This is a genomic window from uncultured Boseongicola sp. (assembly GCF_937988555.1).
Classification (GTDB): Bacteria; Pseudomonadota; Alphaproteobacteria; order Rhodobacterales; family Rhodobacteraceae; genus Boseongicola.
Genome location: NZ_CALJXO010000010.1, coordinates 1 through 12,310, shown reverse-complemented (window position 1 = coordinate 12,310; position 12,310 = coordinate 1). Strand labels below are relative to the sequence as shown.

General features: G+C 58.7%; 11 protein-coding genes and 1 pseudogene. 5 read left to right on the top strand and 7 right to left on the bottom strand.

Annotated features, from left to right (window positions below):
• Both murD and Q1B15_RS00440 read left to right on the top strand, forming a co-directional pair.
• Positions 1-1,413: a UDP-N-acetylmuramoyl-L-alanine--D-glutamate ligase gene (murD, locus tag Q1B15_RS00445; protein ID WP_299748513.1), complete on the top strand. Its 1,413-nt coding sequence runs from the start codon at positions 1-3 to the stop codon at positions 1,411-1,413.
• A 55-nt stretch (positions 1,414-1,468) separates the two neighbouring features.
• Complete coding sequence (locus Q1B15_RS00440) at positions 1,469-2,467, top strand: Gfo/Idh/MocA family oxidoreductase (RefSeq protein ID WP_299748510.1); 999 nt, start codon at positions 1,469-1,471, stop codon at positions 2,465-2,467.
• Here the strand turns inward: Q1B15_RS00440 and Q1B15_RS00435 are convergent.
• The 4 genes from Q1B15_RS00435 to Q1B15_RS00420 form a co-directional block, all read right to left on the bottom strand.
• Positions 2,458-3,273, bottom strand: a complete 816-nt coding sequence (locus Q1B15_RS00435) for a DnaJ domain-containing protein (protein ID WP_299748507.1) — start codon at positions 3,271-3,273, stop codon at positions 2,458-2,460. The genes Q1B15_RS00440 and Q1B15_RS00435 overlap by 10 nt on opposite strands.
• A gap of 501 nt (positions 3,274-3,774) precedes the next feature.
• Positions 3,775-5,196: a UDP-N-acetylmuramate--L-alanine ligase gene (gene murC / locus Q1B15_RS00430; protein ID WP_299748504.1), complete on the bottom strand. Its 1,422-nt coding sequence runs from the start codon at positions 5,194-5,196 to the stop codon at positions 3,775-3,777.
• Positions 5,193-6,290, bottom strand: a complete 1,098-nt coding sequence (locus tag Q1B15_RS00425; protein WP_299748501.1) for a UDP-N-acetylglucosamine--N-acetylmuramyl-(pentapeptide) pyrophosphoryl-undecaprenol N-acetylglucosamine transferase — start codon at positions 6,288-6,290, stop codon at positions 5,193-5,195. The genes murC and Q1B15_RS00425 overlap by 4 nt, the downstream gene beginning before the upstream one ends.
• Positions 6,287-7,453 carry a putative peptidoglycan glycosyltransferase FtsW gene (locus Q1B15_RS00420; protein ID WP_299748498.1) on the bottom strand — a complete coding sequence of 389 codons (1,167 nt, stop codon included), beginning with the start codon at positions 7,451-7,453 and terminating at the stop codon, positions 6,287-6,289. The genes Q1B15_RS00425 and Q1B15_RS00420 overlap by 4 nt, the downstream gene beginning before the upstream one ends.
• A 119-nt stretch (positions 7,454-7,572) precedes the next feature.
• On the opposite strand from Q1B15_RS00420, the gene Q1B15_RS00415 reads away from it, so the two are divergent.
• Both Q1B15_RS00415 and Q1B15_RS00410 read left to right on the top strand, forming a co-directional pair.
• The gene (locus Q1B15_RS00415) at positions 7,573-8,766 is read left to right on the top strand and encodes an NAD(P)/FAD-dependent oxidoreductase (protein WP_299748495.1); all 1,194 of its coding nucleotides are present in this window, start codon (positions 7,573-7,575) and stop codon (positions 8,764-8,766) included.
• A gap of 259 nt (positions 8,767-9,025) precedes the next feature.
• The gene (locus tag Q1B15_RS00410; protein WP_299748493.1) at positions 9,026-9,628 is read left to right on the top strand and encodes a hypothetical protein; all 603 of its coding nucleotides are present in this window, start codon (positions 9,026-9,028) and stop codon (positions 9,626-9,628) included.
• Between the two features lie 78 nt (positions 9,629-9,706).
• Here the strand turns inward: Q1B15_RS00410 and rpoH are convergent, their stop codons facing one another.
• Together rpoH and Q1B15_RS00400 are read right to left on the bottom strand one after the other, a co-directional pair.
• Positions 9,707-10,603 carry an RNA polymerase sigma factor RpoH gene (rpoH, locus tag Q1B15_RS00405; protein ID WP_299748490.1) on the bottom strand — a complete coding sequence of 299 codons (897 nt, stop codon included), beginning with the start codon at positions 10,601-10,603 and terminating at the stop codon, positions 9,707-9,709.
• Between the two features lie 210 nt (positions 10,604-10,813).
• Positions 10,814-11,827 carry an RluA family pseudouridine synthase gene (locus Q1B15_RS00400; protein WP_299748487.1) on the bottom strand — a complete coding sequence of 338 codons (1,014 nt, stop codon included), beginning with the start codon at positions 11,825-11,827 and terminating at the stop codon, positions 10,814-10,816.
• Here Q1B15_RS00400 and Q1B15_RS00395 point away from each other — a divergent pair.
• On the top strand, positions 11,826-12,131 hold the full coding sequence (locus Q1B15_RS00395) for a DUF6476 family protein (RefSeq protein WP_299748485.1): 306 nt from the start codon (positions 11,826-11,828) through the stop codon (positions 12,129-12,131). The genes Q1B15_RS00400 and Q1B15_RS00395 overlap by 2 nt on opposite strands.
• Here the strand turns inward: Q1B15_RS00395 and Q1B15_RS00390 are convergent.
• A pseudogene (locus Q1B15_RS00390) lies at positions 12,128-12,310 on the bottom strand (hypothetical protein); the annotation flags it as partial. The gene Q1B15_RS00395 and the pseudogene Q1B15_RS00390 overlap by 4 nt on opposite strands.

Sequence of the window (12,310 nt, the reverse complement as noted above, 5' to 3'; positions counted from 1 at the left end):
ATGATACCGGTACGCGGCGTTAACGGACGACGAATTGCAGTTCTTGGCTTGGGCCGGACAGGCCTATCCGCTGCGCGCGCCCTGGTTGCGGGTGGGGCGGATGCGCTTTGTTGGGACGACGGGGACGCTGCGCGAGAGAGCGCAGAGGCCGAAGGTCTGACGCTGCACAACCTTGGGCGGGATGGGGCCTGGCATGGGGTCGCGGCATTGATTGTATCCCCCGGAATTCCGCATCTTTACCCCGTACCCAACCGGCATATTGCATCGGCGATGGCCGCGGGTGTGCCGGTAGATAACGACATCGGTTTATTCTTCAGATCTTTGGCGGTGCCGGAGTGGGATGGGTTTGAAACTGCGCCACGGGTGATTGCAGTGACTGGCTCGAACGGAAAGTCGACGACTTCGGCTTTGATCCAGCATTGCCTTGAGGTTGCGGGGCGCGAAAGCCAGCTTGCCGGAAATATCGGACGCGGTGTTTTGGATATTGATCCGCCGGGTGACGGCGACGTGGTGGTCTTGGAGCTGTCTTCATACCAAACGGAATTGGCCCGTGCGTTAACGCCAGATGTAGCGGTCTTTACCAATCTTACACCGGATCATCTGGACCGTCATGGTGGCCTAGGAGGCTACTTCGCGGCGAAGCGGCGCCTATTCGCTGAAGGTGGCCCGGATCGCGCGGTGATCGGCGTTGATGAGGCAGAGGGACGTTTTCTAGCGGGCCAACTGGCAGAGGCTGCGAGCGATGATCGCGTTATCCGGGTGTCTGCGGGTCAGAAACTTGTCGGTGCGGGTTGGAATGTCTTTGTGCGCAAAGGCTTCTTGGCGGAATACCGCAAATCACGACAGGTTGCTTCAATGGACCTGCGCGGTGTTCGCGGGCTGCCAGGGGCACACAACCATCAGAATGCCTGTGCGGCGTTTGCGGCATTGCGTGCGCTTGGACTGGCACCGAAGCTGATTGAGCAAGCGTTCCATAGCTTTGAGGGGCTTCCCCATCGCAGTCAGATCATCGCAGAGCGCGACGGCGTAACCTTCGTTAACGACAGTAAAGCCACGAACGCTGACAGTGCCGCGAAGGCTTTGGCGGCCTTTCCGGCGGTCCGTTGGATTGTTGGGGGGCAAATGAAAGATAGCGGGTTGCAGGCCGTTGCCCCGCATTTAGGGCATGTTGTGAAGGCATACGCTATTGGACGCCAAGCGGCCGAGGTGGCGCTGGAACTTCAGGCAATGGCCGATGGTGTGACTTGCGAAGTTTGCGAGACGATTGCGATTGCGGTCGCGCGCGCGGCCGGGGAAGCGGTGGCGGGGGACACTGTATTGTTGGCCCCGGCGGCTGCGAGTTTTGACCAGTACGACAATTTCGAAAGACGCGGCGAAGCCTTTATTGCGGAGGTTGAAAAGGCTCTGACCTAGGATCCTTTTCTACGTGAACGGGTTGAGTGATACGTCTTTGGCAAAGGAGAACGATATGATGAAACCAATTCGATGGGGCGTCCTTGGCGCCGGTAAATTTGCCCGCGAACAGATGACTCCCGCGATTCATATGGCTGAAAACGCTGTATTCTCTGCAATCGCGACGTCTGATCCAAGGAAGGCTGAGACGTTTCAGGCCTTCCAGCCGGGCTTGCGCGTGTTTGGCGATTATGAGGACCTTTTGGCGGATAGCGAGATCGATGCCGTCTATGTGCCGCTGCCCAACCATTTGCATGTGGAGTGGACATTGAAGGCTTTGGCGGCGGGAAAAGCAGTCCTGACAGAGAAACCAATTGGTCTTGATGAGGCAGATTTTGATCGGTTGATCGGCGCGCGCGATGACGCAGGTCTACTGGCCGCCGAAGCCTATATGCCGGTCCATCATCCGCAATGGATGAAGGCGCGTGATCTGATCGCGGAGGGTGCGATTGGTGAACTGGCGCATGTGAGGGGCATGTTTACCTATAATAACAGCGCAAGCCCGGACAATATTCGCAACAGGCCGGAAACTGCGGGTGGCGGCTTGCGGGATATCGGGGTGTATCCGTTCGGCACGGCAAGGTTTGCCACGGGGCAGGAACCGAATTCTGTTCGCGCGGATATTTCCTGGGAGAACGGCGTCGATACGATCGCGCGCATTAACGCATCTTTCCCGAAGTTTACATTTGAGGCCGTGGTCAGCATGCGCATGCAAGAGTTTCAGGAGATGTCGTTCCACGGAGATCGCGGCGTTTTGCATCTTGCCGCGCCCTTCAATCCTCTGCGATATCGTGAAGCGTCGGTGCAGATAGGCACCGATGATGAAACGCGCGTTTGGCGGTTCCCGGCCTTCAACCAATATGTCGCTCAGGTCGAGAACTTTGGCGCGGCGATGCGCGGAGAAATGGATTATCCCGCCCCTTTGGAATTCAGCCGAGGCACGCAGCGCATGATAGATATGGCATTCGCCGCGGCCGGGGCGACCGCGGGCAATACGCCGATTGATTACGCGTAGGCGCGCGGCATCGCCACGGCGGGCTTTGGCCATTCGCCCAGCCCAAAATGAATACGGACGCTTTTCGCGCCGGGGAAAGATTCCGCCAGCGTCGAGGCTGAGACAACATGGGTTCCGATACCTTCTTCCGGCGCCTTGAAGCGTACGATGATCGGCAAGACTTTACGGTTGTCTGTAAACGCGCCAGTCGGCACGGCAACACGGTTCGCGCCTTCTTCGATGGACGCGCTCACCATGTAGGAGATGCGGCGGCCACTTTGGCGGATCGCGTAAGGCAAGTGGTTTGTATGAGGAACGTGCGGGGCACCAGTGTTTTTGATAATGTCGAGGATGCTGGCGCGCAGGGATTGTTCGTCCAGATCAGGCTCGGCCATGAACGGAATTTCGTCCAGAAGTGTACGGCATTCCTGTGCTTCGTCCGCGTTGATCCTGCAAATGCGTGAGGTCAAAGCTGTGCGCAAGCGGCGGGGCCTGACGTAGTCAGCAGCGGCGATTTCGTCGTCACCGACCTGGCCGACAGGAACGCTACCGGGACGGCGTGCTTTGGGGCGGATCGTTGTCGCTCCGGTATCGGTCGGTGCGGTTTGCAGAGCATCCGTCGCGGTGTAGCCTTTGTCGTCCTTCAAGAGCGCATAAGCGGTGGCGATCCTCGCAAACTCGTCCGCGGTACCTTCGCCGCGGTCGGGGTGTTTTTCGAATGCCAGCTTCTTGTATGCGGCGCGAATCTCGTCGTGATCGGGGTGGCCTTTGAGGCCGAGTATCTCTTGTGCGTAAGCACGCGCTTGGGCTTTTTCAAAGAAATTCATGGCTTTAACACTCTTTACTTGCGACGTTGGGTTTGGGAGAAATGGCTTCGGCACGTGCCGAATTGGTTCCCGTATGACCCGCAGTCAAACTCATTACACATTTACGTCTTACTCTCTGACGCCTTTGCAGTATTCAACTAAAATGAGTGCTGAGTTTGACGAAAATTGTGTTCTTTCGAGGCGCATTGTGGCGACAATGGAATCCAGTCGTTTGGGTGAGAACACTTTGTTCGCAGTTTCCATCGTTTGTAAATTCCGGCAGGTAATCCAAGCGCACTGCGGCATACTACCATCTGTGCCACAGCGACCGACAGGAGTTGGTTGAGGGGCGCGTAGGGGGCTGTCGCGAACAACAGAGCAAAGACCCCTGCAAGGACAAACCCGCAGACGATCAAGCCAGCAGCGCCCTTCCAGCCGCGCAGAGTGACACCTTCGCGGGAGGCGAGGACGCTGAGGAGAAAGATGGCGAAGTAGATCAGGCTTGCGACTACCGCCGCTATTTTAGCTGGCGTGTTTCATCAGGCGAGCGGGCAGGTTGTTGGCCCAGGTACTGATCGTGCCGGCACCGAGACACACAACGATATCTCCGGGGCGGGATTGTTCGCGGACGAGACGCTCGAGATCGGCTTCGCTGATAATGGCGCGGGCGTGGCGGTGACCGTGGCGGATCAAACCGGCGACGAGGTCTTCGCGTGTCGCACCCGGGATCGGATCTTCGCCTGCACCATAGACTTCGGCAATTCCAACAACATCAGCGTCGTTGAAGCAGGTGCAGAAGTCCTCGAACAATGTGGACAGGCGTGAATAACGGTGTGGTTGGTGAACGGCGATGACGCGGGCGTCCGGGTTATCGGCGACGGCTTGGCGCGCGGCCTTAAGGACGGCGGCGATTTCAACCGGGTGGTGGCCGTAGTCGTCGATGATGGCGACGCCATCGACTTCGCCGACTTTGGTGAAGCGGCGATTGACGCCTTTGAAGCTGGCCAGTGCTCCGCGGATTTCGGCGGCCTTCATGCCGAGATGGCGTGCGACCGCGACAGCCGCGAGAGCGTTTGAGACGTTGTGGTCGCCGGGCATGGGAAGAGTGCAGTTTTCGATCGTGATATCGTCCTGCGCGAGGAGGATGTCGAAGTGCGCAGTGCCGCTTTTGTAACGAAGATTAACGGCGCGGACCTCGGCTTGAGCATTAAATCCATACGTAACAATCCGGCGGTCGGTGATGCGCCCAACCAGCGCCTGCACTTCGGGATGGTCGGTGCATAGGACGGCAAGACCGTAAAACGGGATGTTTGAGACGAAGTCGTCGAAGCCTTTGCGAAGGTTCTCGATCGTGCCCCAGTGTTCCATGTGCTCGGGATCGATATTGGTGACGATAGCGATGGTCGCGGGCAGGCGATTAAAGGTGCCGTCGCTTTCGTCGGCTTCGACCACCATCCATTCGCCCTTTCCAACGCGCGCATTGGAATCGTAGGCGTGAATGATGCCACCGTTGATGACCGTCGGGTCGATGCCGCCGGCATCGAGAAGGGCTGCGACCATCGTGGTGGTGGTGGTTTTACCGTGGGTGCCTGCAACCGCTATGTTGGAGCGAAGGCGCATCAGCTCGGCGAGCATTTCGGCACGGCGCACGACCGGCAGGCCGAGGCGACGGGCTTCGTCAAGCTCTGGATTGCCACGTTTGATGGCGGACGAGATGACGATCACTTCGGCGCCTTCAAGGTTTTCGGCGCGCTGGCCTTCGAAGATTTTGGCGCCGAGGCGTTCAAGACGGTTGGTGATTTTGGTGGCCTTAAGATCGGAGCCTTGCACGATATAACCCGCTTCGATCAGCACCTCTGCGATGCCCGACATGCCTATGCCTCCGATGCCAACGAAGTGGATGGGACCCATTTCGGTGGGCAGTTTGGTGGCTGCTGCGTTCATGCGCGTCTCTCCGCGAGTTGTTCGACCAGCGCGGCGAGGCGCTCGGTTGCGTCAGGTTTACCTGTCGATAAGGCATTTGCGGCCATTTGCGCGGCATGGGGGGCGTCGGTCAGGATGGCGCGGATTTGCTCACAAAGGGTGGGAGGATCAAGAGCGGATTCTTTGATGAGCAAGGCGGCGCCTGCATCGACGAGGCCGCGGGCGTTGGCGGTTTGGTGATCAGCGGTCGCCGCAGCGAAAGGGATAAGGATGGAGGGGCGGCCGATGATCGACACGTCGGCGACAGAGGATGCTCCGGCGCGCATGATGACAAGATGCGCCGCGCTCATGCACTCCGGGACGTCGGAAAAAAAGGTCTGAACGTCGGCGTCGATGCCTGCAAGCGTGTAGGCATCGGTGACGCGGGCGAGGTCTTCGGGGCGAGCCTGATGGCTGACGTGCAGGCGCGGGTGGAGATCTTTTGGCAAGAGTGTGAGGGCTTCGGGCACAACGTCGGAGAGAACGCGCGCGCCTTGGCTTCCGCCCATGACAAGGATGTTAAGTGGTCCGCCGGTGGCGCTTGGGTACGGGGCGTTGTGGCGATCCAGAATAGCGGCGCGGACGGGGTTTCCGGTGTGGATGCCGTCGATGCCGCTGGGCAGATCAGTTGGCCAGGTGCCACAGGCGACTTTGTTCACGCGGGGTGCAAAAACTCGGTTGACCCGGCCAAGCACACCGTTTTGTTCGTGGATCATACGCGGAATGCGCAAGACCCAGGCAGCAGCGATTGCCGGTATTGAGGGGTAGCCACCGAACCCTGCGACGACGGTTGGGCGGTCCGTCATGAAGCGCCATTTAGCGGCCGCGATGCCGGCCACTATGCTTAACGGGACGAGCGCTTTGGCGATCAGCCCGCCGCGGGCGAAAGTGGCGCTGTTAACGCGGGTTACTGTGACCGCGTCGGGAAAGCCGCTGGTGTAGCGTGCGCCTCGCGCGTCGGTAGACAGCGTGACGCGCCAGCCACGGTCCAGCATGGCCTCGGCGAGCGCTTGTGCCGGAAACATATGCCCGCCGGTGCCGCCCGCGGCGATGACAAGATGAGGCTGTTTGCTCAACGGCCTTTCCTTATGAGGTGGTCTGCTATTTCGCCTTGGGGGCGGGCGCGGGTGAGAGCAAGGAGCATTCCAATCAGGATGCCGCCCGCAATAAGGGAGGATCCGCCGTAGCTTACGAAGGGCAGCGTCATGCCTTTTGCTGGCAGAAGGCGGACCGCGACCGACATATTGATCATCGCTTGCACGGCGAACGTGCACGCAAGGCCAGTGCCTGCAAGCCGGATGAAGGGGTCGCGTTCGCGCATCAGGCGGAACAGAGATCGCAGCGCAATCGAGCCGTAAAGGAAGATGATCACGAGGACGAGGATGAGGCCGTATTCTTCCGCAGCGACAGCGATAATGAAGTCTGTGTGTGCATCAGGAAGTGACCATTTGACGGTGCCTTCCCCGACGCCGACGCCGAAAAAACCGCCCTCGCGGATGGCGTTCGCGGCGTAGCCAAGCTGCGTTGTAGGGTCGACATCCGCTGAGAGGAAGCCGTCGATACGGCGGGCGAAGTGTTCGGAGTTTTGGTAGGCGAACGCGCCTCCGACCACAGTGAGGCCCGCGATCCCGGCAAGGACTAAAACGGGCGCTCCACCGACGAAATACATGACACCCCATGCAAACAGGACAAGGCAAGCTTGGCCGAAGTCGGGTTGCAGGGCGAGGAGGAGGGTGATGAACAGTGCCAGACCAAACGAATAGCTTTTACCGGGCGGGCCTGCGACCTCGTTTGAGGCGGCGATCATCCAGCCTGCGACGACGATGAAACCGGGTTTCAGGAATTCCGACGGTTGGATCGAGCCGAAGCCGAGTGAAAACCACCGGACAGCGCCTTTACCATAGTCCGTTCCAAAGAGCGGCAGCAGCATGAGTGCCACAAGGCTGCACGCAAAGCCGATGACCGCGATGCGGCGGACGGTTTGTGGCGACATAAGTGAGAAGGCAAACATGGTTAACATCGCGAGCGAACCGAAGAGTGCCTGGCGCTGCACATAGTGGAAATCGGCAAAGCCGTTGCGTTGTGCCAACGGGGGCGAAGCGGCGAGGCCGAGCAAAAGTCCGATCCCGAACAGGAGGAACACGGCGCTAAGCGACCATTTATCGATGGTGCGCCACCATCGCGGGAGAATCGGCTCTCCGTCCCTTGTGGGGACTGAGCCATAAACCATTTCTGTCATGCGTCCTGCTCGAACTGCCTTGGCTGCGCCCGGTTGTCCGGGTCTGCTTTGCAGTATAACGAATCGGAGCACAAAGGGCTAGGAAAACATCGGGTTTTCGGCCGGTTCAGGCGGGCAAAGTGGGCGAGACGGTCAATACGTTGATTTTAGGCGCGGGTGCAGCGGGTTTGAAGTGCGCAGCACATGCCGGGCCGGATGTTTTGGTGGTCGATCACGCGAAATCTCCGGGCGAGAAAATACGGATTTCGGGCGGTGGCCGGTGTAATTTTACAAACCTTGGATGCAGTCCCGAGACTTTTGTTTCGCAGAACCCGCACTTCGCGAAATCGGCCTTGAGCCGCTACACGCAGTGGGACTTCATCGCATTGGTCGAGGCCTATGGGATTGCCTGGCATGAAAAGACCTTGGGACAGTTGTTTTGTGATGGGTCTTCGAAGGAGATCATTGCGATGCTGGTTTCTGAGCTTGAAAAGGCTGGCGCAAAGCTCTGGCCTAAAACGGAAATCAAAGATGTGGTTCGGAGAGATGGAGTGTTTCACGTCGCTTTGGTGCGCGATGGACGACCTGTTCAGATTGAGGCGAAAAACCTTGTTTTGGCGACGGGTGGCAAGTCGATCCCAAAGATGGGCGCGACCGGCCTGGCGTATCGGTTAGCGCAGCAGTTCGGACTTGCCATGACGGATACGCGCCCTGCATTGGTGCCGTTTACGCATGACGATGCCGGGTTGAAGGCTTTGGCTGGGGTTGCGGTTCAGGGACGTGCTTCGGCGGGCGGGGCGATCTTTGATGAAGCGATTTTGTTTACCCATCGCGGGCTTTCGGGTCCTGCTATTTTGCAGGTGTCATCCTATTGGCGCGAAGGTGAGGATGTGACGCTAAACCTTTGCCCTGAAACGAATTTGGCGGATCATATGATTGCAGAGAAGCGCAAGACCGGACGGCGCGGGATGGTGTCTGTTTTGGCAGGGACATTGCCTCAGCGGCTGGCGCAAGAAGTTGCGGAACGCCTAGAATTGACGGGAAATCTGGCGGATCAGCCGGACTCGCGGCTTGAGGAGATCGCGGACGCAGTGCATGCGTGGCCGTTCCGTCCGACGGCGACGGAAGGCTATCGGACGGCGGAAGTAACGCTTGGGGGCATCGACACGGACGGGTTGTCGTCGAAAACGATGGAGGCCAAGACGGTTCCAGGTCTTTTTGCTATCGGAGAGGCGGTCGATGTGACGGGGTGGCTAGGCGGATACAACTTTCAGTGGGCCTGGTCGTCGGGCTGGGCGGCAGGGCAGACGATTTCTGGGCGGCAGGCAGGGTAGTTTGCCTGAATGCGCCTGAGAAATGGACCCGAAGACGACGGATTGTTGCGAATGCCCAAGCGGTTTTTTGCTGAATGAATATGCGTCTTGAGGACAATCGCCGGGTCGCCGGCTAGATTTCGTGGATGGCTGTGAACAGCGACTAAGTCGCCGCATTTTCGCCTTGGAACCGACGAATGCCAGCCAAAAAGTCGCAAAACCCTGGGCGGAGGAAAGCCGCTGAGATCTGGCGGTGCAGCCATTCCGGGATACACACGACATGGATGCAGATCTTTTGAACGATGGGGCCCGATTGGTGCATTTGTTGGGGTTGTCGCTTGGGCTCGCGATTGCGCTTTTAGCGGGGGCATCGGCTGCGCGCGCTGTTTTGCGACCGCTTCACGAGCGAGAGGTCGAGATATTGCAGACATTGCATCACTTTGTGACGCTTGGGCTTGTCCTTTTATGGGCAAGCGGGCTGACGCTTTTGTGGTTACGAACTGGCTTTGAGGTCGCGCAGTTTAGCCCGAAGCTTTGGGCCAAGCTTTGCGTGGTGATGATCCTGACCGTGAGCGCGATTGCAATCGGACGGATTGGATTGCCGACCCTTTTACGGTTCCAAAGTTGGTGGTTCGGAGACATTCCGCTGCCGGAGCGCGTTCAGCTTTGCGCATTGGGAGTGCTGTCGGCGGCGTGCTGGTTATCGGCGTTGGCGCTCGTTGTGTTTGGATATTTCAAGACGCTCAACGCGGATCAGCTGACGCATATTCTGGCGGTAACCCTGATTGCCGCGCTGTTTCTGGCTTTGTTGGCGGCGACGGTTACGCCATTGATTGCGTTCCTTGTCCGCTTGAAGAAACGGCGGTCAGCGGCACAGGGATAAGGTTTTGTCACCGCAACAAAAAAGACCCCGCGAATTGCACGGGGTCTTTCGTGTGGGAACACTTGGCCTTGGGGGGGGTCAGGCCTGTTCCAGGATGCCTTTGCCTTTTGCAAGCTCTTGCATCCGCTTTTGCAGCTTTTCAAACGCGCGCACTTCGATCTGTCGAATGCGCTCGCGGCTGACGCCGTATTGACCACTGAGGTCTTCTAAAGTGATTGGCGCATCCTGCAGGCGGCGTTGGGTCAAAATGTCCTGTTCGCGTTCGTTGAGGACCTCCATCGCCTCGGCGAGAAGTTCACGACGCACTTCAAGCTCGTCGCGCGCTTCATAGTCACCCGCCTGATCGGCGTCCTCGTCTTCAAGCCAATCCTGCCATTGTGCAGTCCCTTCACCCTCGGCCGAGACCGTGGCGTTCAGCGAGGCATCACCACCCGACAAGCGCCGGTTCATCGAGATGACTTCGGCTTCTGTAACGTTCAGATCCGTTGCTATCCGCTCGACGTTTTCCGGGCGCAGGTCGCCTTCTTCAAGGGCGCCGATGCGGGCCTTGGCTTTACGAAGGTTAAAGAACAGCTTTTTTTGCGCGCTGGTCGTGCCTAGCTTAACCAAGCTCCATGAGCGCAGGATGTATTCCTGGATTGAGGCACGGATCCACCACATCGCGTAGGTCGCAAGGCGGAAGCCTTTTTCGGGGTCAAAGCGTTTGACCGCCTGCATAAGGCCCACATTGGCTTCGGAAATAACCTCGGCCTGAGGGAGCCCGTAGCCGCGATAGCCCATGGCGATTTTTGCTGCCAAGCGCAGATGCGACGTCACCATCTGGTGCGCGGCATCGGTGTCCTGGTCTTCCACCCAACGCTTTGCGAGCATGTATTCTTTCTCGTGCTCAAGCATGGGGAACTTTCGGATCTCTTGAAGATACCTGTTCAGCCCGCCTTCGGGAGACGGCGCAGGTAGATTTGCGTAATTAGCCATCTCAAATTCCTTTCCCTGTAGGTCACTATGTTGCGACTCTTAACATAGATGGTGAACCGATTGGTTCAGTTCAAGGTTTGAGAGGAGATATTTATCGCCTCTCGTTGAAGCAAAGATGTATGCGATGAAGGTTTTATTCCAGTCGCAAGCCCGTGACCTCACGTCTATGTGCAGGTTCAAGCAGAAATTCAGGTTTCAATGCGCATAAATTCACAGTCCACCTAGGGCTTTTCTAAGCACGCTCATGTCTTCAGGGAGGGGTGTTGTGAAGCTTAAAGCCTCGCGCGTGACCGGATGAATAAAGCCAAGCGTTTCGGCGTGAAGCGCCTGTCTGGCAAAGGCTTTCGCGGTTTCGGCACCGGGTGTGTCAGCGCCCAAACGCCGGCGGCCGCCGTAGGTGGGATCACCGATAAGCGCATGTCCAATGTGGGCGGCATGGACACGGATTTGATGGGTCCGCCCGGTTTCAAGGTTGCAATAAATCTCGGCTGCAGCGCGGCCAAATGTTTCAATGACGCGGATGCGCGTGACAGCGTGGCGGCCCCCGTTGAACAAAACCGCCTGTTTTTGGCGGTCTGTTTTGTGGCGGGCCAACTGTGTGGTGACTTTAATGATGTTGCCGGGCTCGAAGTTGATGCCCTTGATGCCGCGCAGGCGCGGATCGCCCCGATCGGGGACACCATAGCAAAGCGCGCGGTAGGTGCGTTCCACCGTATGGGCGGCAAACTGGTCGGCGAGGCCATGGTGCGCTGCGTCGGATTTTGCGACGACAAGAAGTCCGGAGGTGTCTTTGTCTATGCGATGCACGATGCCGGGGCGTTTTTCGCCGCCCACGCCGGAAAGATCGCCGCCAAAATGGTGGAGGAGCGCATTAACAAGCGTGCCGGAGTACGAGCCGGGCGCAGGGTGGACGACCATACCGGCGGATTTGTTCACAACAAGGAGGTCGTCGTCCTCGTGGATGATGTCGAGGGGGATCGCCTCGGGGAGGGTTTCCACCTCGACGGCGTCAGGAACGGCGATCTCGAAGACATCGCCCTCGGCCACTTTCGCTTTGGTATCCGTTAACGGCACACCGTTCTTGCTGACGGCGCCTTCGGCGATCAGGCGCATAAGGCGCGAGCGGCTGAGGTGTGCGGCCTCTGGCACATCGCGGGCGAGCGCCTTATCAAGGCGCGACGGCGGGGCTTCGCCGATGGTAATGCGATGGACGGTCTGGGACATGGACGAACGCGAGCCTTCCGTGGGTGAGGTCAGGCACCTCAAATATCTCAAGTGGCTTGTGACGATCTTGACCGTCACGATGATCGGCGGGGTTCTAACGGTCGTGGGCCTGCTTGTCATGCAGTTTGGTGCAATGAACGCTATTCCTTTGCCCGATGAGATCGAATTGCCGGACGGGGCGGCAGCGGTTGCGTTTACGCAAGGATCAGACTGGTTTGCTGTCGTGACGGATGCGGACGAGATATTGGTATTCTCGCGGGCGACAGGGGGCCTGACCCAACGGATCGAGATCGTCGTCGACTAGGCGAGCCACCCCGTCTCAAGAGCGCGCGCCCAGCCGTCTTCGCCATGGGCGCGCGCCAAGGCCGCCATTTCGGTCGGATCGTAGGGCACGGCGATAAATTCCGCACGCCAGACATCGTCGGTTTTCTCAACAGGCGCCTCAACGAGCAGCTCATCGTGGACCTGCAACAGCATGCGCGC